The organism is Methylobacterium sp. D54C (assembly GCF_053345595.1).
Genome location: NZ_JBKFAK010000002.1, coordinates 656,217 through 675,099 on the forward strand (window position 1 = coordinate 656,217; position 18,883 = coordinate 675,099).

An 18,883-nucleotide genomic window follows, 5' to 3' on the forward strand; every position below is an offset into this window, starting at 1 on the left:
ACGTGAGCTTTCCGCGCGGCGGCCCGGCGACGGGCCGTCCGCGGCCGGCTCAATCCTGGCAGGTGATCCGGATCGGGCGCTCGGACGGCGCCGGGACCGGTTGGCTGATCGCGCCGGTATACTCGTCGGCGGCGGCGACGCCGTAGGAGTTCGCCGCGGCGTAGCCCTGGGCCTCGCACCACGCGTTGGCGACCACCTGGCCGCAGGCGCTGCCCGGCGTCGTCAGGCACTCGCCGACGCCGTAGCCGTCGCTCGACGGGATCAGGAAGGTCTTCTCGACACGGGCCGGCGCCTTCGCGGGCGTCTCGCCGTCGGTGCCGGCCAGCGCGGCGTGGGTCAGGCCCGCGCAGGCGAGAACGGTGGCGAGAGCGAGGGAACCAACGGCCGAGCGTCGCATGGATTGTCCTTGGGCACAGGATCTGTGGCGTGAGGATCGTGGCCCGGACGGTCCGACGGCGCGGTTAAGGAAGCCTTACCCGCATGGCGCGCAAGCCATCTCGAATTCCTCACGCTTTTGGGTTAGCCCCATCGCGCGGGCCGCGCCGTCGCCGCGATGCAACAGGGTGCCGTGCCGGGGCTGGCCGATCCGCCACGTTTCGGCCGCTCTTCGCCGCGCGGGGCCCTCAGGTCGTTGAAGGCAGGGCCGGATTTCCGGCCACGGCTCCGGGCCGGACGTCATCCCCGGCGCCGGAGAAGGGATGGGTTTCATGGCGCCGATGTTGCGGCTCTACAACACGCTCACCGGCGCCAAGGAGGCGTTCGCGCCGATCGACCCGCAGCATGTCCGCGTCTACGCCTGCGGCCCGACGGTCTACGACGCCGCCCATATCGGCAACGCCCGACCGATCATCGTCTTCGACCTGCTGTTCCGCCTGCTGCGCCACCTCTACGGGCCGGAGCACGTCACCTACGCGCGCAACGTCACGGACGTGGACGACAAGATCAACGCCCGGGCGGCAGAGCGCGGCATCACCATCCGCGAACTCACCGACGGGACGCTGGCGCAGTTCCACCGCGACGTGCGCGACCTCGGCGTGCTCATGCCGGAGGACGTGAACGTGCCGGGCAAGCGAGCACGCTTCGTCGAGCCCCGCGCCACCGACCACATCGCCGAGATGGTGACGATGATCGAGGCCCTGGTCCGGGCCGGCCACGCCTATGTGGCGGAGGACCACGTGCTGTTCGACGTCCCCTCGATGCCGGATTACGGCGGCCTGTCGAAGCGGCCCCTCGACGAGATGGAGGCGGGGGCCCGGGTCGAGGTCGCTCCCTACAAGCGCTCGCCCCTCGACTTCGTCCTGTGGAAGCCCGCCAAGCCCGGCGAGCCGTCCTGGCCGTCGCCGGCCGGCATTGCCGCCGCCGGCCGCCCGGGCTGGCACATCGAGTGCTCGGCCATGTCGGCCAAGCATCTCGGCCGGACCTTCGACATCCACGCGGGCGGCATCGACCTGATCTTCCCGCACCACGAGAACGAGGTGGCGCAGTCCCGCTGCTGCTTCGGCACGCCGGTGATGGCCAACGTCTGGCTGCACAATGGCTTTCTCCAGGTGGAGGGGGAGAAGATGTCGAAGTCGCTCGGCAACTTCATCACCATCCGCGACGTGCTGAAGGACTGGCCGGGCGAGGTCGTGCGCCTCACCATGCTCAAGACCCAGTACCGGCAGCCGATCGACTGGACCCTGCGCGGCCTGGAGGAATCGGCCCGCGTGCTCGACCGCTGGTACAACGCCGCCGGGGATGCGCCCGCCGCGCCCGACATCCCCGCCGGGGTCGTCGAGGCGCTCTGCGACGACCTCAACACGCCGGCGGCGATCAACGAGCTGCACCGGCTCGGGAGCGGTGCGGAGGCGCAGCCCGGTGCGCTGCGCGCCGGCGCGAACCTGCTGGGCTTCCTCGCGCGCACCCGCAGCGATCGCGAGCAGGATCAGGTCGCGGCGTCCGGGGTCGACGTCGCGGCCGTCGAGGCGCTGATCGCCGAGCGCCGCGCGGCGCGGGCCGCCAAGGACTGGCCCGCCTCGGACCGGGCGCGCGACGCTCTCGCGGCCATGGGCGTCGCCGTGAAGGACAACAAGGACGGCACCACGACCTGGACGGTGGCGCGCTGATTGCTGAGCCGGCGGCCGATGACACGGACGTGACGGCGGCCGCGTCCTCGCGCCCGCTTGCGCGGCGCGGCGCGTGCGGCATCTGTGGTCCGGGGGCTCGCGGCGGAGATGAGCAGCACGTGATCAGCTTCGGGACCAGCTTCGGGACGACCTTCCGGACCACCGGGGCGCGGCGCGCCGCCGCCGCGTCGGCGCTCACCCTCGGTCTGGGCCTGTCGGGCCCGGCCGCCGCCATCGACGGCGGCTCGGCCGCCGGCCGGGATGCCCTGGCGCAGGCTACCGTGGCGATCGGCACGATCACCCAGCCCGAGGAGGCGCTGAAGCTGACCCGCTGCACCGGCGTGCTCATCGCGCCGGATCTCGTGCTCACCGCGGCCCATTGCGTGAACGGCGATCCGCTCGGCGCGCTGGTCGTGTTCTTCCGGGGCAGCGAGCCGGCGCGGCCGGTCTACGGGGCGCGTGTCGCCGCCCGCTACAGTCCCGATCCGGGGGAGATGCTGCCGAACGAGGCGTCGGGCGTCAGCCTCTCCGACCTCTCCCTCGACCTCGCGGTCCTGCGCCTGACCGAGCCGGTGCGCGACCGGCGGCCGGTGCCGCTGGCGGCGGATCCCGGCCGGGTCCCCAAGAGCCTGCGCATCGCCGGCGCCGGCCTCTCCGGTCGGACCGTCGGGCGCCTGCGCACCGCCACGCTGACGCCGGTGGCGGCGAGCAGCACCGGGCTGACCATCGCGCGGGCCAACGGTGCCCGGGTCTGCTTCGGCGATTCCGGCGGCCCGGTCGTCGCGCAGGATCGCCGCGGCACCTACATCTGGGGCGTGGCCAGCGCGGTGATCAGCCGGGCCGCGCCCTGCGGCGGCTACGTGGTGATCGCGCCCGCCGCGCAGGTCTTCTCGGCCACCGGGACGCGGTGAGGGCTGCGGATACCGCCGGAACGCGAAAACCCCGCGCGGCCGGACCGCGCGGGGTTTTTCAGGAGACGGTGCGCGTGGCGGGTCAGACCGCCATGCGCTCCTCGCCGTCCATCGGCTCGCGCAGCACGTAGCCGCGGCCCCAGACGGTCTCGATGTAGTTCTTGCCCTGGCTGGCGTTGGCGAGCTTCTTGCGCAGCTTGCAGATGAAGACGTCGATGATCTTCAGCTCCGGCTCGTCCATGCCGCCGTAGAGATGGTTCAGGAACATCTCCTTGGTGAGCGTCGTGCCCTTCCGGAGCGAGAGGAGTTCCAGCATCTGGTACTCCTTGCCGGTGAGATGCACCCGGGCGCCGCCGACCTCGACGGTCTTCTGATCGAGGTTCACGATCAGGTCGCCGGTGGTGATGACCGACTGGGCGTGGCCCTTCGAGCGGCGCACGATGGCGTGGATGCGCGCCACCAGCTCGTCCTTGTGGAACGGCTTGGTGAGGTAGTCGTCGGCGCCGAAGCCGAGGCCCTTCACCTTGTCTTCGATGCCGGCCATGCCGGAGAGGATCAGGATCGGGGTCTTCACCTTCGCCACGCGCAGCGAGCGGAGCACCTCGTAGCCCGACATGTCGGGCAGGTTCAGATCGAGGAGGATGATGTCGTAATCGTACAGCTTACCGAGATCGACACCCTCTTCCCCGAGGTCGGTGGTGTAGGTGTTGAAGTTCTCGGACTTGAGCATCAGCTCGATGCTCTGCGCGGTCGCGCTGTCGTCCTCGATCAAAAGTACCCGCATCGTCGGTCCCCAGCCCCGCCGGCCGCATCAGCGCGCAGACACGTCCCAGCCTTCGCCCGCCACCGGCCTGTGGACGGGCGCTCCGTCGCTCTTGACGTGGAACGCTATGGATTAATCGTTAACAAAACCTGATTCCTGCCCGCAAGCGTCTCGTTCGAAGTTCCGCGAGCTTGACAGGAGAAACACCGTTCCTCCGGCCTCGCCCTCGGCCCCGATTCCGATCCGCCCTCGTCCAGGCCGCTCGCCCCCTTCGGCGTAAGTACTTCCTGCGCAACGGTTCGATCCCCGGTGTTGTCCGTCGGACACACCGGTACGACTTCGTCGGGCGCGATTGTGGTCGCGACCCGGATCGAGCCGCTACGAGCCCGTGACCCGCAGTGTTAAGGAGGCCGGTAAACGAAGCGTTGAGAGCCAGGCCGATGACACAGGATCCGGCAAGATCCGTTGCTTCGCTCGCGTCGGCGCAGGCCGCCCTCGAGCGGATCGAGGTGCTGGAGACGTTCGGGCGGGTCGTGGCGATCCGCGGCCTGCTGGTGGAGGTCGCCGGACCTGTGGCCGCGATGCGACTCGGTGGCCGGGTCGACGTCGAGGGTGCCAACGGCCACGGGCTGGTGCCCTGCGAGGTCATCGGGTTCCAGGGCGATCGGGCGCTCGCGATGCCGTTCGGCTCGCTCGAGGGCGTGCGGCGCGGATGCCCCGCCTATGTCCGCGACGAATCAGCCGGCGCGATCCGGCCCTCCGGCGCTTGGCTCGGCCGGGTGATCGACGCCCTCGGGCGGCCGGTCGACGGGCTGGGCCCCCTTGTGCAGGGGCCAGACGTCTACCCCCTGCGCGCGGACCCGCCCCCCGCCCATGCCCGCACACGCGTCGGCGGACCGCTCGATCTGGGCGTCCGGTGTATCAACACCTTCCTGACCATGTGCGCGGGCCAGCGGATGGGCATCTTCGCCGGGTCCGGCGTCGGCAAGTCCGTGTTGCTGTCGATGCTGGCCCGCTACACGGCCGCCGATGTGGCGGTGATCGGCCTCGTGGGCGAGCGCGGCCGCGAGGTGCAGGAATTCCTCCAGGACGATCTGGGCGCTGCCGGACTCGCGCGCTCGGTGGTCGTGGTGGCGACCTCCGACGAGCCGGCCCTGATGCGCCGGAACGCGGCCTACGTGACCCTGTCGGTCGCCGAGCACTTCCGCGATCAGGGCGCCAAGGTCCTGTGCATGATCGACTCGATCACGCGCTTCGCCATGGCCCAGCGCGATATCGGCCTCGCTGCCGGCGAGCCGCCCACCGCCAAGGGCTACACGCCGACCGTCTTCTCGGAGCTGCCGCGCCTGCTCGAGCGCGCCGGTCCCGGGGTGGGGCAGGGCACGATCTCGGCCCTGTTCACCGTCCTGGTCGAGGGCGACGACCACAACGAGCCCGTGGCCGACGCCGTGCGGGGCATCCTCGACGGCCACATCGTCATGGAGCGCGCCATCGCGGAGCGCGGGCGCTACCCGGCGATCAACGTGCTGCGCTCGGTCTCGCGCACCATGCCGCGCTCCTGCGACCCGGCCTACCTCCCGGTCGTGCGGCGGGCGCGGCGGCTGCTGTCGACCTACGCCGACATGGAGGAGCTGATCCGGCTCGGCGCCTACCGGGCGGGCTCCTCCCAGGAGGTCGACGAGGCGGTCGCGCTCATGCCCGATCTTGAGGCTTTTCTGGGGCAGGGTAAGGAAGAAGCAACGTCCATCGGCGATGGTTACGCACGGCTCACCGAGATCGTCGGCAGGGCCTAGGCACCATGGGCCGGGGCGTTAACGCTTCGGCGCGATCATGGTGCACGTGGGGGATCCGGGCGGGTCTGCCGTGGGCAGGCTCGCACACAGGCTCGGTCCGGGCACGATCCCGGGCGCGGCCTCAAGCGTTGCGTGGAGTGAGCGTCCTGATGAAATCGCGTGACACGCTGATCCGCCTGCGCCGCTTCCAGGTCGACGAGAAGCGCCGGCGCGTGACCCAGATCGAGATGATGATGGCCGACTTCCAGCGCATGGCGGTGGAGCTCGATCGCGAGGTCGCCGTCGAGGAGGCCCGGGCCGGAATCACCGACGTCGGTCACTTCGCCTACCCGACCTACGCCCGGGCCGCGGCGACGCGCCGGGACAACATGATCCAGTCCGCCCAGGCGCTCGAGGGCCAGCTCGCCGAGGCGAAGGCCGAGCTGGGCGAGGCGTTCGAGGAGCTCAAGAAGGTCGAGATCCTGAACGACCGCGAGCGGACCGCCGAGCGCGCTGCCGAATCGGCCCGCGATCAGGCCGCCATGGACGGGATCGGCCTCAACCGCGCCCGGGGCTGACGCGGCCCGTCGGACCGCTCGGCCGGCTTCCGCGGCACGAAACCGTCACGATCACCTGACAAGGGGGATCGCGGCGGCGCCATGCCGCTTGCAGCGCGTCGCGTGCCGGCGCATCAGGGGCTCTCCCCAGGGCGTCGGTGTTCATGAAGAAGATCAGCGAGTTCATCTGGCCCTTGATCGGCCTCGCGGCCGTCGTGATATCGGGCTACTTCCTCTACCAGGAATTGAAGACGACCTCGCTCGCGGCGATCTGGGCCGCGATCCTCGCGATCCCGCCCCACCGGATCCTGCTGGCGGCCCTGTCGACCCTGGTCGCCTACGCGGCGCTCGCCTGGTACGACCGGATCGCCCTGCTGCATCTGGGCGTGCGCCACATCTCGTGGCTCTTCGTCTCGCTCTGCTCGTTCACGACCTACGCGCTCTCGCACAATATCGGCGCCTCGGTCTTCTCGGGCGCCCTGGTCCGCTACCGGGCCTACACGGCCAAGGGCCTGACGGCGGCGCAGGTCGCCGTGCTGGTGGCGCTCTGCTCGTTCACGTTCTTCCTCGGGACCGTCCTCCTCGGCGGCTTCACGCTGGTGGTCGATCCGAACCTGCTGACGCGCCTCGAGGGCAAGCTCCCGGGCTTCCTCACCGATTCCAAGACCGCGCTGATCGTCGGCATCGGCATGCTGGGCTTCGTCGGCCTGTACGTGATCGGCTCGATCCTGCACCTGCGGCCGCTGCACATCCGGTCGTTCAAGCTCGAGTATCCCCGGCCCGGCATCATGGGGCGCCAGCTGCTCGCGGCGCCGCTGGAGCTCCTGGGCGCGGCGGGCATCATCTACTTCGCCCTGCCGGAGGCGATGAACCCGGGCTTCATCCCGGTCCTGGCGATCTTCCTGGCCTCCTTCTCGGTGGCGCTGGCCTCGCACGCGCCGGGCGGACTCGGCGTGTTCGAGATCGTGTTCATCACCGCGATGCACATCACCGACGAGGCGCAGAAGGACGCGATCATCGCGGCGGTGATCATCTTCCGGATCTTCTACTTCTGGCTTCCGGCCTTGGTCTCGGTGATCGTGGTGATCGCCTTCGAGCGCTCGCGGCTGGCCGCGGCGATCGGCTCGGCCGCGCACGGGCCCAAGGCGGCCGCCGTGCCGGAGCCGCCCGTCGTCGTTCCCGGGCTCGACGCGCATGAGCTGGAGCGGGAGCTCAAGCAGAAAGCGATCTGAGGGCCTGACCGCCGTCTCGACGCGGGGGTGACGCCGCCGCCTTGGCCCCCGCGCGCCACACCACGAAACCCGGGATCGCTTCGCCGCGCGCTTCGTCTGCGCGCGGCGCGCGCCGATCCCGTGATTGCTCCCTCGGCCCGTGCGCCGGCACGAGTCTGCCCACGCCGGTGTCGCGGCCCCTGGGTCCTCAGATCGAGTTCACCGTCCGCAGCCGCGCCCGCGGGTGGATCTCCGCTTGGCTCATCACCGGCGTCTCGCGGCGGAAGCGCTCGATGATCGAGCGCACGAAGGGCCGCGTCTGGGCGGAGGTGACGAGCACCGGCATCTCGCCCTGGCGCGCCGCCGTCTCGAAGCGGTCGCGCACGGTGTTGACGAACTCGCTGAGCTTCGAGGGCTGCATCGCGAGGTAGCGCTCCTCGCGCTCGCCGACGATCGACTCCATGAACGCCTGCTCCCAGGCCGGCGACAGGGTGATGATCGGCAGCATGCCGTTCGGGTCCTGGTACTGCGCGCAGATCTGCCGGCCGAGGCGCGCCCGGACGTGCTCGACCACGTCGCGGGGGTTCTTCACGGCGCCCGCCACCTCGGCGATCGCCTCCACGATCGCCCCGAGATCGCGGATCGAGACCCGCTCGGCGAGCAGGAACTGCAGCACGCGCTGGATGCCGGTGGTGGAGATCTGCGACGGCACGATCTCCTTGAGCAGCTCGGCGTGCTCCTTGGGCAACTCGCGCAGCAGCTTCGACACCTCGACGTGGTTGAGGAGCTCGGAGACGTGGGCCTTGATGATCTCGGTCAGGTGCGTCGACACGACGGTGGCGGCATCGACCACCGTGTAGCCCTTGAGCTGCGCTTGGTCGCGCAGGGCGGCGTCGATCCAGGTTGCCGGCAGGCCGAAAGTCGGCTCCAGCATGTGCTGTCCGGGCAGCTGGACCTGACCGCCCATCGGATCCATCGCCATGAACTGGCCCGGGAAGATCCGGCCGGTGCCCGCCTCGATCTCCTTGACCCGCACCACGTAGGCGTTGGCGTCGAGCTGGACGTTGTCGAGGATGCGCACCGACGGCATCACGAAGCCGAGTTCCGCGGCGAGCTGGCGGCGCAGGGCCTTGATCTGGTCGGTGAGCCGGTCCTGGCCCTCGCCGTTGACCAGGGCGAGGAGCGCGTAGCCCATCTCGAGCTTGAGGTCGTCGAGCTTCAGCAGGTCGGTGACCGTCTCCTCCTTGGCGGCGCTCGCCGCGGCGACCGCGGCCGCATCCATCGGGGCGCCCAGGGCGTCGAGCGGCGGCGCGAGCTTGGCGGTCTTGTTGATGCGCCACGCCGCGTAGCCAGCGCCGCCGCCCAGCAGGACGAAGGGCAGCATCGGCATGCCGGGCAGGAGGGCGATCAGCAGCATCACCGCGGCCGACATGCCCAGCGCCTTGGGATAGTGCGCGAGCTGCTTGCCGAGCGCCTTGTCGGCGGCGCCGCGCACGCCGGCCTTCGAGACCAGCAGGCCCGCCGCCGTCGACACGATCAGCGCCGGGACCTGGCTCGCGAGGCCGTCGCCGATGGTCAGCAGGGTGTAGCTCTTGGCGGCCTCGCCGAAGCTCAAGCCCTGCTGCGCCACCCCGATGATGATGCCGCCGACCACGTTGATGAAGGTGATCAGCAGGGCCGCCACCGCGTCGCCGCGCACGAACTTCGAGGCACCGTCCATGGCCCCGAAGAAGGAGGATTCTTCCTCGAGCGCCGCGCGCCGCGCCTTCGCGGTCTTCTCGTCGATCAGGCCGGCCGACAGGTCGGCGTCGATGGCCATCTGCTTGCCGGGCATCGCGTCGAGGGTGAAGCGGGCCGCGACCTCGGCGATGCGGCCCGAGCCCTTCGTGATCACCACGAAGTTCACGATGATCAGGATCGCGAACACGATGATCCCGATGACGAAGTTACCGCCCATCACGAAGTGGCCGAAGGCCTCGATGACGTGCCCGGCCGCCGCCGTGCCCTCGTGCCCGTGCCCGAGGATCAGGCGCGTCGAGGCGAGGTTGAGGGCGAGCCGCAGCATCGTGGCGATGAGCAGCAGCGTCGGGAAGACGGTGAATTCCAGCGGGTTGTCGATCGACAGGCCGGTCATCATGATCAGGACCGACAGGATGATCGACACGGCCAGCAGCAGGTCGAGCAGGATCGCCGGCAACGGGAAGATGAGGACCGCCAGGATCCCCAGCACGCCGGTCGCGAACAGCAGGTCCGACCGCTTCGACAGCGCCTGGAGATCGCCGCGCGTCGGCAGCGCGAGCTGGCCGAGGACGGCCGCCGCTCCTGTCTGTGCCGGCGCGCTCGCCGTCTCTGCCATCGCTGCCATCCGCTGCCGTTCGCCCGGGACAGGCCCGGGACGTACCCGGCAAGATCTGCCGAGCGGATGGTTAGCGCGGCGTTAAGATGGGGCCGGCGCTCGCGGGAACCCACGCCGCCGCGATCGCTTGATCGGTCGGCGAGAGCGTCGATCCGGCATCCGACCGCGCCCGCGTCCGGGCCGCCCGCGCCGCCGCCACGTCTCCGGGCCCAGGCCCGGACATACCGGGAGAGCTCGATGGCCCTGCGCGCCCTGACCGCCCTGTTCGACGATTACGACGCCGCCGCGGGGGCGGTGGACCGGCTGGAGGCCGCCGGCATCCCCCACGCGGACATCAGCATCATCGCGAATCGCAACGAGCCCGCGGTCCCGCCGCGGGCGCCCGGGACCGCCGTTCCCCGACCGGTGGACGCGGCGGATTCCGCCGGCACCGGAGCCACAGTCGGCACGGTCCTGGGCGGCGGCGCCGGCCTGCTCGCGGGGCTGGGCCTCCTGGCGATCCCGGGGCTCGGGCCGGTGGCGGCGGCGGGCTGGCTCGTCGCCACCGTGACGGGCGCCGGCGTGGGCGCCGCGGCCGGCGGCCTGATCGGCGGCCTGACCGCCGCGGGCCTCAGCGCCGACGAGGCCGAGACCTACGCCGAGGGCGTGCGTCGCGGCGGAACCCTGGTGACGGTGCGCGCCGACGAGTCCCGGGCCGAGCGCGTCCTGTCCATTCTCGACCAGGCGGGGTCGATCGATCTCGACCAGCGCGCCGAGGGCTGGCGCGCCCAGGGCTGGACCGGCGGCACCATCGGCCCGGCGGCGGACGACCGGGGCACCGGGGCCGGCCGCTGAGGATACCGGACCGTCCCGGGCGAACCCGGCGGGACGCGCGTCAGGTCATCATCTTCCGGGCGAACATCGCGGCGCCGAACAGGACGCCGGCGCCCGCGGTGATCAACGCGATCATCAGGAGCCGCCGCGGTTCGGTGGAGGATTCGGCCTTCACCGGCTCGACGATCGGGCTGAAGAACTCGATCTGCCGGGCCGCGATGATGCGCGCGCGCTCGTGGGCGGTCAGCACCTGCTGATAGTACTTCTCGGCGTTCTTGCGGTCGTTCTCCAGGACCTCGAACTTGGTCAGCGCGTCGGAGAGCAGGCGCTTCTGCTCCGGATCCTGGCTGGCGGATTGCCGCTCGATCCGCGCGATGTTGTCGTCGATGTCCTTCATCTGCTGCTTGATGTCGATGATCCGGCGGGCGTCGGGACCGAGGTCCCGCTGCCCGATCGCGAGCTGGAGCGCGAGGTTGATCCGCGAGGCCCGCAGCTCGGCGATCATCTTGACGTTGATGTCGTTCGTCTTCTGAGCGTCGAGCACGCCCTCGCGGTTGCGCAGGTCGCGCGTCGCGAGGCGGATCTTGGTCATGCGCTCCTCGGCGAGCCGCAGCTCCCGCGTGCTCTCGGCGACGGCATCCTCGCGCGACTTGACGCTGAGGTCGTTCACCTTGCGCTCGGCCTCCTTCATGATGGCCTTGGCGATGGCGAGGGATTCGTCGGGATCGAAGGCCTCGACCTGCACCGACATGATGCCGGATCCGGACTCGACCTCGACGCCGACGCGCCGCTTCCAGTAGCGGAGGAACTTCTCGATCGGCTTCTCCGGATCGAACCGGGAAAAGTAGTCGATCGAGTCGGCGCTGAACCACTGGCGCAGCGGCAGCTGCGCCTCGAGGAGCTCCAGCATCGGCCGGCTGAGGATGAACTCGCGCGTGATCAGCGTGTCCTGCGCCACCATCTGGTTCGCCATGCCGGAATTCGTCCCCCCGGTCTCGGTGGACGTCTTCTCGGCGGAGCCCAGGGCCGGCCGGATCGCGAATCGCGCCTCGCTGACGTAGCGGTCCGAGGCGATCAGGCCGTAATAGGCCGCCCCGGCGAGCGTCGGCAGCAGGAAGCAGACGATGAACAGGATCGGGATCCAGGGATCGTTCTTGGCGTCGGCCTGAAAGGACCGGATGCCCTTCTTGCGGTCGGCGAAGCGCGACATGCGCGCGATCTGCCGCAGCGACTCGCTCACCGCCTGCTGGCGGTCCGCGGGCGTGACCGGCTGCCCCTCGGCCTTCCGGATCTCCATGTTCATGGCCTGATTCCCGGCCTCCCCGGCCTCGAAGGTCGACCCGTTACCGGGATCCCGCGCGCGCCGCACCCGGCGCCGCGACCGTCTCTCGCACGGCGAGGCGGCAAAAGCATGTCGTCGCAGTCCGGCCGCCGCCGGCGCGGTCAGGCGTTGAGGCGCCGGTACACCTCGATGGCGTCGTTCACGTCCTCGTAGATGATCGCGCGACCGTTCAGCAGGACCAATCCCTGCGTGCACCACTGCCGGATGGTCTCCATGGAGTGCGAGACCATGATGATGTCGGCGTTCTTCCGGCGCTGCGAGAAGACCTCGTCGCAGCGCTTCGAGAACCGCGCGTCGCCGACCGAGGTGATTTCGTCGATCAGGTAGCAGTCGAACGGGATCGCCATGCTCATGCCGAAGGCGAGCCGCGCGCCCATGCCCGACGAGTACGTGTAGATCGGCACGTCGAGGTAGCTTCCGAGTTCCGAGAAGTCCTCGACGAAATCGAGCACCTTGCGCGGATCCTCGCCGTAGATGCGCGCCACGAAGGTGACGTTGTCGCGCCCAGTCATCTTGGGATGGAAGCCGCCGGCGAAGCCGAGGGGCCACGAGACCCTGAGGCCGCGGTGGATCCGGCCGCGCGTCGCGTCCTCGGTGCCGGCGATCAGCCGCATCGTGGTGGATTTTCCGGCGCCGTTGATGCCGAGGATGCCGTAGGACACGCCCGGCTTCAGGGTGAACGACACCTGTTCCAGGATGGTCCGCCGGTGGCCTTCCGTCCGGTAGACCTTGCTGACTTTCTCGAAACGGATCACCGAAATGGTCTCCCGGGCGGTGTGCCGAACCGCCGGTCCGAGCTGCCTGACGGGCGGAGTCCTGCTCGCCGAAAGCGGCAAATCTGAGAAGGACATGAGCGCCTTGCCGGGCCGCGCGGCGGCGGCCGAGAGGCGCGCGTCGGCAGACGGCTTCGCCCGGAAAGCTCCACCGGCCGCTTGAAGAAAAGTGCCACCTGTCACCCCGTCGGTTGACGCCATTCTCCATTTGGCATACCAAATACCAACCGAAGAGGGCGGGTGACAGCCCTTCAAGGATGCGGGACCGGAATTTTACCGCCGTTTCCGCGCGTGACGTTCAGGAAGGGCCGCCCCATGACAAGGCGCCGGACTGCCGCGATCCACCTCTCATCCGCGCCGCCGACCGGGTGGCGCCCATGACGGCGACCGGGCCGACCCTGGCCGCGCCCGGTTCCCTCGAAATCCACGGTCTGGCCGAGGCGATCGGCGACGCGGTGGTGGTGTCTGATCCGGACGGCGCCATCACGGTCTGGAACCCGGCCGCGGAGCGCATCTTCGGCTTCACCGCCGCCGAGGCTCTGGGCCAGACCCTCGATCTGATCACACCCGAGCGGCACCGACGCCGCCACTGGGACGGCTACGCCAAGACCATGCGCACCGGCGTCACCCGCTACGGGGCAGAGACCCTGAGGGTGCCGGCGCTCCACAAGGACGGCCGCCAGCTCTCCATCGCCTTCACGGTGGGGATGGTGCGGGACGCCTCCGACCGGGTGACCGGGATCGTCGCCGTGATCCGCGACGAGACCGAGCGCTGGGCCGAGGAGAAGCGCCTGCGCCAGCGCGTCGCCGAACTCGAAGCTTCCTCGGATCCGGCCCGTCGGGCGCCTTGAGCCCGCCGGACGATCCGAAGGACCCGATCACCGAACCGCACAGGGAGAACGCCCAATGAGCAAGCCGCTGGAAGGCATCAAGATCATCGACTTCACCCACGTCCAGGCCGGCCCGGCCTGCACGCAGCTCCTCGCCTGGTTCGGCGCCGACGTGATCAAGGTCGAGCGCCCCGGCGCCGGCGACGTGACCCGCACGCAGCTGCGCCACGTCGAGGACGCGGACGCGCTCTACTTCACGATGCTGAACTCCAACAAGCGCTCGCTCACCCTCGACACCAAGACCCAGGCCGGCAAGGAAGTCCTCGAGAAGCTCATCCAGGACTCCGACGTCATGGTCGAGAACTTCGGCCCCGGCGCCCTCGACCGGATGGGCTTCTCCTGGGCCCGCATCCAGGAGCTGAACCCGGGCATGATCCTCGCCTCGGTGAAGGGCTTCTCGGACGGCCACCACTACGAGGACCTGAAGGTCTACGAGAACGTCGCCCAGTGCGCGGGCGGTGCCGCCTCGACCACGGGCTTCTGGGACGGGCCGCCCACCGTCAGCGCCGCCGCGCTCGGTGACTCCAACACCGGCATGCACCTCGCCATCGGCATCCTCACGGCGCTCCACCAGAAGAACAAGACCGGCAAGGGCCAGAAGGTCGCCGTGTCGATGCAGGACTCGGTGATCAACCTCTGCCGCGTGAAGCTGCGCGACCAGCAGCGCCTCGACGCGCTCGGCTACCTCGAGGAGTACCCGCAGTACCCCCACGGCGAGTTCTCCGACGTGGTGCCGCGCGGCGGCAACGCGGGCGGCGGCGGCCAGCCGGGCTGGGTGCTGAAGTGCAAGGGCTGGGAGACCGACCCGAACGCCTACATCTACTTCACGATCCAGGGCCACGCCTGGGCGCCGATCTGCAAGGCGCTCGGCAAGGAGGAGTGGATCACCGACCCGGGCTACAACACGCCGCGGGCCCGCCAGGACAAGATCTTCGACATCTTCAAGACGATCGAGGAGTGGCTCGCCGACAAGACTAAGTTCGAGGCGGTCGACATCCTGCGCACCTACGACATCCCCTGCGCGCCGGTGCTGTCGATGAAGGAGATCGCCGAGGACAAGTCCCTGCGCGAGAGCGGCACCGTCGTCGAGGTGGCGCACCCGAAGCTCGGCAAGTACCTGACCGTCGGAAGCCCGATCAAGTTCTCCGACATGCAGGTCGAGGTGAAGGCGTCGCCGCTGCTCGGCGAGCACACCGATGAGGTGCTCGCAGACCTGGGTTACACCCAGGAGCAGATCCGGGCGATGCACGAGGCCCGCGCGGTCTGATAAGGACCGCCCGACTTCAGCGACCCTGAGACAGGACGGCGCTCCCCGGGGCGCCGTCCTTTTCACGTGCGAGCCCCGGATCCGATGCGCGCATTCCTCAGCCGTTTCCTGCCGGAGCTGACCCCGGTCAGCAAGCGCGAGCGCCTGCGCTCGGCGGCCGGTGCCCTCGTGGGCATCCTGGCGACCGGCTTCGTCTGCCGGGTCTCCGTCCCGGCCGAGGCCCTGCCGGTGCTGATCGCCCCGATGGGCGCCTCGGCGGTGCTGCTCTTCGCGGTGCCGGCGAGCCCCCTGGCGCAGCCCTGGTCGATCCTCGGCGGCAACATCGTGGCGGCGCTCGTCGGCGTCACGGCGGCGGCCTGGATCGGCGACCCGTTCGTGGCGGCGTCCTGCGCCATCGGGGTGGCGATCGCGCTGATGATGGCCCTGCGCTGCCTGCACCCGCCGAGCGGGGCCGTGGCGCTGACGGCGGTGCTCGGCGGCCCGGCGATCCGGGAGCTGGGCTACGGCTTCGTGCTGTGGCCGGTGGCGGTCAACTCGCTGCTGCTGCTGACCACCGCCCTGCTGTTCAACAACCTCACCGGGCGCGCCTACCCGCACCTGCGCCCGGCCGGGCCCCGGACGGCGGATCCGCCCTCGGACGCCCGCGTCGGCTTCCGGGCCTCGGACCTCGACGCCGCGCTGGAGGATTTCGACCAGCTCCTGGACGTCGATCGGGGCGACCTGGAGCAGATCCTGCGGCGCGTGCAGATGCGGGTCTACGGCCGCCGCTCGGGCCCGATCACCTGCGCGGCGATCATGTCGCGCGACGTGATCGCGGTGGCGCCGGACGCGCCGCTCTCCGAGGCCATGCGGCTGCTGCGCCGTCACCGCATCAAGGCGCTTCCGGTCACCGACGAGGGCGCGCGCGTCCTCGGCATCGTCACGCAGACCGACCTGCTCGACAAGGCCGCCTGGGACCGGAGCGGGCCGCGCCTCGGTCTCGGCCGACGCCTGCGCCTCACCGCCGAGCGCGGCCGCGCCCCCCACGGCTGCGCGGCCGACATCATGAGCGCGGTCGAGCCGGTCGGTCCCGACACGCCCGTGGCCGCCCTGGTGCCGCGGATGTCGGAGGCGGGGCTTCACCACCTGCCGGTGGTCGACGACGACGGCCGCCTGGTCGGAATCGTCTCGCAGACCGACCTGATCCCGGCGCTCCTGTCCGAGGCCGATGCGCCCGAGGCGCCGATCCGCGCCCGCGCGCCGGCCCGGGCTGCCCTGGCCTGACCCTCAGCGCCCGGCGGGCGGATCCGCCAGGAAGAACCTGACCGCCTGCGCCACCACGGCCGGCTGGTGGGCGTGCGGTCCGTCATACTCCACGTAGGTCACGGGGTAGCCGGCCTCGCGCAGGGCCGGCACGTGGACCCGGGCGCTCCGGTCGATCGGGATCTGCTCGTCCTGTGTGCCGTGCGACAGGAAGATGCGCGGCGCGCCGACCTGCAGGTGCACCGACAGGAACCCCGCCGACGAGACGATAAGGTGGCTCGCCACGTCGCCGTTCGCGAGCCCCGCCGAGAGCGTGTAGCTGCCGCCGTCGGAATGGCCGGCGAAGCAGAGCCGTTGCGGATCGAGCAGGAACCGGTCGGCGACGTGACCCAGCGCCGCCGCGACGCGCTCCCGGTCGGGCCCGTGGCCGGCGATGACGATATCCCAGGTCGGGAACAGGGATTGCGGCGCGAGGAGCAGGAAGCGCTCGGTCCGGGCGTGCGCCTCCAGCATCGGCAGGATGCGCTCGGCGCTGCCGCCGCCGCCGTGGAACAGCACCACGAGCGGGCAGGGCCGGCGCGGATCGAGGCCCTCGGGAACGACCAGCACCGCGTCGCGCTCGGCGAAGAGGCCGAGGTCGTGCCGGCCCGGGGGGAGGGGCTCCTCGGTCGGGAGCCGGTGGCGGAAGTGCAGGCGGCCGGCGAGGTCGGGGTCGATCATGGATGCACCGTCACCGAACGGATGACGGATCCGGCGCCGTCACTGCGGGCGCGGCGAAGACATCCCCGCGCTCCGCGCGGAACTGGACCGCGCCGCCGCGGGTCGCTTCGGTTCGCTCGCGATGACGGTGCGGGGAAGGTCTCCCGGTGGCCGGGAGCTTCGGCGGAACACCGTCCCGCGCGGATCCGCGACGCCGTTCTCATCAAGGCAAAGAGCCGGGCTCGACACGCGAGCCCGGCTTCGATGGTGTGGGATCAGAGATCTCGCGAGGGTCTCGCCCTCACTTCTTCTTCTTGATCCCGCTTTGCGGGTTGAGGCTGCCGATGTTGCCGCTCTCGCTGCCGGCCGCCGGGTCGATGACGGCGTTGACGAGGGCCGGGCGGCCCGAGTTCATCGCCTCGTTGACCGCGCGGGTCAGCTCGTCCGGCGTGGTGACGTGGTAGCCGACGCCGCCGAAGGCCTCCATCATCTTGTCGTAGCGGGAATCCGGCACGAACACCGTGGTGGCCGGGTCGCGGCCGGTCGGATCGGTGTCGGTACCGCGGTAGATGCCGTTGTTGTTGAACACCACGATGCAGACCGGCAAGCCGTACCGGCAGATCGTCTCGACCTCCATGCCGGAGAAGCCGAAGGCGCTGTCACCCTCGACGCAGAGCACCGGCTTGCCGGTCTCGACCGCGGCCGCGACGGCGAAGCCCATGCCGATGCCCATGATGCCCCAGGTGCCGACGTCCAGGCGCTTGCGCGGCTGGTACATGTCGATGATGCCGCGGGCGAGGTCGAGGGTGTTGGCGCCCTCGTTGACGAGGATCGCGTCCGGCCGCTCCTTGACGATGGTGCGCAGCGCGCCGAGCGCGGCGTGGAAGTTCATGGGCGAGGCGTTGCTCATGAGCTTCGGCGCCATCTTGGCGACGTTCGCCTCGCGCTTGGTCTTGAGCGTCTCGATCCAGTCGGACGGGGGCTGCTGCCAGCCCTGGCCCATGCCGTCGAGCAAAGCCTGCACGCAGGAGGCGATGTCGCCGACGACGGGCGCCACGATCTCGACGTTCGAGTCCATCTCGCGGGGCTCGATGTCGATCTGGATGAACTTGGTCGAGCCCGGCTCGCCCCAGCTCTTGCCCTTGCCGTGCGACAGCAGCCAGTTCAGCCGGGCGCCGACCAGCAGCACAACGTCCGAGTCCTTCAGCGCCGTCGAGCGCGCCGCGCCGGCCGAGAGCGGGTGGGTGTCGGGCAGGAGGCCCTTGGCCATGCTCATCGGCACGTAGGGGATGCCGCTGGTCTCCACGAGGGCGCGGATGGCGTCATCGGCCTGGGCGTAGGCGGCGCCCTTGCCGAGCACGATCAGCGGCCGCTTGGCGGATTTCAGGACCTCGAGAGCCCGGGCGATCGCCTCGGGGGCGGGGTGCTGGGCAGGCGCCGGATCGATCACCTTGACCAGCGACTTCTGGCCGGCCTCGGCGTCCATCACCTGGGAGAACAGCTTGGCGGGCAGGTCGAGGTAGACGCCGCCGGGCCGGCCCGAGCAGGCCGCGCGGATGGCGCGGGCGACGCCGATGCCGATATCGGCGGCGTGCAGCACCCGGAAGGCCGCCTTGCACAGGGGCTTGGCGATGGCGAGCTGGTCCATCTCCTCGTAGTCGCCCTGCTGCAGGTCGACGATCTCGCGCTCGGAGGAGCCCGAGATCAGGATCATCGGGAAGCAGTTGGTGGTGGCGTTGGCGAGCGCCGTCAGGCCGTTGAGGAAGCCCGGCGCCGAGACGGTGAGGCAGATGCCCGGCTTCTGGGTAAGGAAGCCCGCGATCGCCGCGGCGTTGCCGGCGTGCTGCTCGTGGCGGAACGAGATGACCCGCATCCCCTCGGCCTGGGCCATGCGGCCGAGGTCGGTGATCGGGATGCCCGGGACGCCGTAGATGGTCTCGATGCCGTTGAGCTTGAGCGCGTCGATGACGAGGTGGAAGCCGTCGGTCAGATCGGGCTCGGCCTCGACCTCGGGGGTGGTGTGGACGATCTTGGCGACTGCGGTCATCACGGTATCTCCCGGAGGATCGGTTTGTACGGGCGGGTCTCGGTGCCGGCTGGCTGGAGGATCCCCCACACTCCCGAGGAGGGGGAGGGCGGGAGATCCGCGAAGGTCGGGCGTCGCTTGCGCGACGTCGTGGGG

At 70.4% G+C, this 18,883-nt stretch carries 16 protein-coding genes; 9 read left to right on the forward strand and 7 right to left on the reverse strand.

Going from position 1 to position 18,883, the window contains the following annotated elements:
• Positions 1-49: 49 nt before the first annotated feature.
• Positions 50-397, reverse strand: coding sequence for a hypothetical protein (locus ACLBYB_RS08490; RefSeq protein WP_042672904.1), 348 nt, complete (start codon positions 395-397; stop codon positions 50-52).
• Positions 398-707: 310 nt separating this feature from the next.
• Between ACLBYB_RS08490 and cysS the strand changes: the two genes are divergently transcribed.
• Entirely contained in the window at positions 708-2,105 is a 1,398-nt protein-coding gene (gene cysS / locus ACLBYB_RS08495; protein ID WP_447698488.1) for a cysteine--tRNA ligase, read from the forward strand.
• 119 nt (positions 2,106-2,224) lie between these two features.
• Positions 2,225-3,016, forward strand: coding sequence for a trypsin-like serine protease (locus tag ACLBYB_RS08500; RefSeq protein WP_447698489.1), 792 nt, complete (start codon positions 2,225-2,227; stop codon positions 3,014-3,016).
• A gap of 82 nt (positions 3,017-3,098) precedes the next feature.
• Here ACLBYB_RS08500 and ctrA read toward each other — a convergent pair whose 3' ends face one another.
• Complete coding sequence (gene ctrA, locus ACLBYB_RS08505) at positions 3,099-3,800, reverse strand: response regulator transcription factor CtrA (protein ID WP_010683835.1); 702 nt, start codon at positions 3,798-3,800, stop codon at positions 3,099-3,101.
• A gap of 419 nt (positions 3,801-4,219) precedes the next feature.
• Between ctrA and fliI the strand changes: the two genes are divergently transcribed.
• The 3 genes from fliI to ACLBYB_RS08520 all read left to right on the forward strand — a co-directional run bounded on the left by fliI (position 4,220) and on the right by ACLBYB_RS08520 (position 7,340).
• Entirely contained in the window at positions 4,220-5,572 is a 1,353-nt protein-coding gene (gene fliI / locus ACLBYB_RS08510) for a flagellar protein export ATPase FliI (RefSeq protein WP_020092905.1), read from the forward strand.
• Between the two features lie 149 nt (positions 5,573-5,721).
• A complete protein-coding gene (gene fliJ, locus ACLBYB_RS08515) occupies positions 5,722-6,129 on the forward strand; it encodes a flagellar export protein FliJ (RefSeq protein WP_012322462.1) in 408 nt (135 codons plus the stop codon).
• A 143-nt stretch (positions 6,130-6,272) separates the two neighbouring features.
• Positions 6,273-7,340: a lysylphosphatidylglycerol synthase domain-containing protein gene (locus ACLBYB_RS08520; RefSeq protein WP_020092903.1), complete on the forward strand. Its 1,068-nt coding sequence runs from the start codon at positions 6,273-6,275 to the stop codon at positions 7,338-7,340.
• Positions 7,341-7,527: 187 nt separating this feature from the next.
• Here ACLBYB_RS08520 and flhA read toward each other — a convergent pair whose 3' ends face one another.
• The gene (flhA, locus tag ACLBYB_RS08525) at positions 7,528-9,675 is read right to left on the reverse strand and encodes a flagellar biosynthesis protein FlhA (protein WP_091682035.1); all 2,148 of its coding nucleotides are present in this window, start codon (positions 9,673-9,675) and stop codon (positions 7,528-7,530) included.
• A 237-nt stretch (positions 9,676-9,912) separates the two neighbouring features.
• Here flhA and ACLBYB_RS08530 point away from each other — a divergent pair, with 237 nt between their 5' ends.
• The gene (locus ACLBYB_RS08530; protein WP_020092901.1) at positions 9,913-10,509 is read left to right on the forward strand and encodes a hypothetical protein; all 597 of its coding nucleotides are present in this window, start codon (positions 9,913-9,915) and stop codon (positions 10,507-10,509) included.
• Between the two features lie 40 nt (positions 10,510-10,549).
• On the opposite strand, the gene ACLBYB_RS08535 is transcribed toward ACLBYB_RS08530, so the two are convergent.
• Positions 10,550-11,791 (reverse strand): capsule biosynthesis protein, encoded by a 1,242-nt coding sequence (locus tag ACLBYB_RS08535; RefSeq protein ID WP_447698490.1) that lies wholly within the window; start codon positions 11,789-11,791, stop codon positions 10,550-10,552.
• A 140-nt stretch (positions 11,792-11,931) separates the two neighbouring features.
• Positions 11,932-12,585 carry an ABC transporter ATP-binding protein gene (locus tag ACLBYB_RS08540; protein ID WP_012322467.1) on the reverse strand — a complete coding sequence of 218 codons (654 nt, stop codon included), beginning with the start codon at positions 12,583-12,585 and terminating at the stop codon, positions 11,932-11,934.
• A 395-nt stretch (positions 12,586-12,980) separates the two neighbouring features.
• On the opposite strand from ACLBYB_RS08540, the gene ACLBYB_RS08545 reads away from it, so the two are divergent.
• The 3 genes from ACLBYB_RS08545 to ACLBYB_RS08555 all read left to right on the forward strand — a co-directional run bounded on the left by ACLBYB_RS08545 (position 12,981) and on the right by ACLBYB_RS08555 (position 16,023).
• Positions 12,981-13,454, forward strand: a complete 474-nt coding sequence (locus tag ACLBYB_RS08545; protein WP_020092899.1) for a PAS domain-containing protein — start codon at positions 12,981-12,983, stop codon at positions 13,452-13,454.
• Positions 13,455-13,509: 55 nt separating this feature from the next.
• Entirely contained in the window at positions 13,510-14,760 is a 1,251-nt protein-coding gene (gene frc, locus ACLBYB_RS08550; RefSeq protein ID WP_020092898.1) for a formyl-CoA transferase, read from the forward strand.
• Between the two features lie 84 nt (positions 14,761-14,844).
• Complete coding sequence (locus tag ACLBYB_RS08555) at positions 14,845-16,023, forward strand: HPP family protein (protein ID WP_091925118.1); 1,179 nt, start codon at positions 14,845-14,847, stop codon at positions 16,021-16,023.
• 3 nt (positions 16,024-16,026) lie between these two features.
• Here ACLBYB_RS08555 and ACLBYB_RS08560 read toward each other — a convergent pair whose 3' ends face one another.
• Positions 16,027-16,722 (reverse strand): alpha/beta hydrolase, encoded by a 696-nt coding sequence (locus ACLBYB_RS08560; protein WP_447698491.1) that lies wholly within the window; start codon positions 16,720-16,722, stop codon positions 16,027-16,029.
• Between the two features lie 280 nt (positions 16,723-17,002).
• Entirely contained in the window at positions 17,003-18,748 is a 1,746-nt protein-coding gene (oxc, locus tag ACLBYB_RS08565) for an oxalyl-CoA decarboxylase (protein WP_447698492.1), read from the reverse strand.
• Between the last annotated feature and the right edge of the window lie 135 nt (positions 18,749-18,883).

Bases quoted from the DNA above. Each gene is read 5' to 3' on its own strand.
- ACLBYB_RS08490 (WP_042672904.1), bottom strand. From the start codon at position 397: ATGCGACGCTCGGCCGTTGGTTCCCTCGCTCTCGCCACCGTTCTCGCC.
- cysS (WP_447698488.1), top strand. From the start codon at position 708: ATGGCGCCGATGTTGCGGCTCTACAACACGCTCACCGGCGCCAAGGAG.
- ctrA (WP_010683835.1), bottom strand. From the start codon at position 3,800: ATGCGGGTACTTTTGATCGAGGACGACAGCGCGACCGCGCAGAGCATC.
- fliI (WP_020092905.1), top strand. From the start codon at position 4,220: ATGACACAGGATCCGGCAAGATCCGTTGCTTCGCTCGCGTCGGCGCAG.
- fliJ (WP_012322462.1), top strand. From the start codon at position 5,722: ATGAAATCGCGTGACACGCTGATCCGCCTGCGCCGCTTCCAGGTCGAC.
- ACLBYB_RS08520 (WP_020092903.1), top strand. From the start codon at position 6,273: ATGAAGAAGATCAGCGAGTTCATCTGGCCCTTGATCGGCCTCGCGGCC.
- flhA (WP_091682035.1), bottom strand. From the start codon at position 9,675: ATGGCAGAGACGGCGAGCGCGCCGGCACAGACAGGAGCGGCGGCCGTC.
- ACLBYB_RS08530 (WP_020092901.1), top strand. From the start codon at position 9,913: ATGGCCCTGCGCGCCCTGACCGCCCTGTTCGACGATTACGACGCCGCC.
- ACLBYB_RS08535 (WP_447698490.1), bottom strand. From the start codon at position 11,791: ATGAACATGGAGATCCGGAAGGCCGAGGGGCAGCCGGTCACGCCCGCG.
- ACLBYB_RS08545 (WP_020092899.1), top strand. From the start codon at position 12,981: ATGACGGCGACCGGGCCGACCCTGGCCGCGCCCGGTTCCCTCGAAATC.
- frc (WP_020092898.1), top strand. From the start codon at position 13,510: ATGAGCAAGCCGCTGGAAGGCATCAAGATCATCGACTTCACCCACGTC.
- ACLBYB_RS08555 (WP_091925118.1), top strand. From the start codon at position 14,845: ATGCGCGCATTCCTCAGCCGTTTCCTGCCGGAGCTGACCCCGGTCAGC.
- ACLBYB_RS08560 (WP_447698491.1), bottom strand. From the start codon at position 16,722: ATGATCGACCCCGACCTCGCCGGCCGCCTGCACTTCCGCCACCGGCTC.
- oxc (WP_447698492.1), bottom strand. From the start codon at position 18,748: ATGACCGCAGTCGCCAAGATCGTCCACACCACCCCCGAGGTCGAGGCC.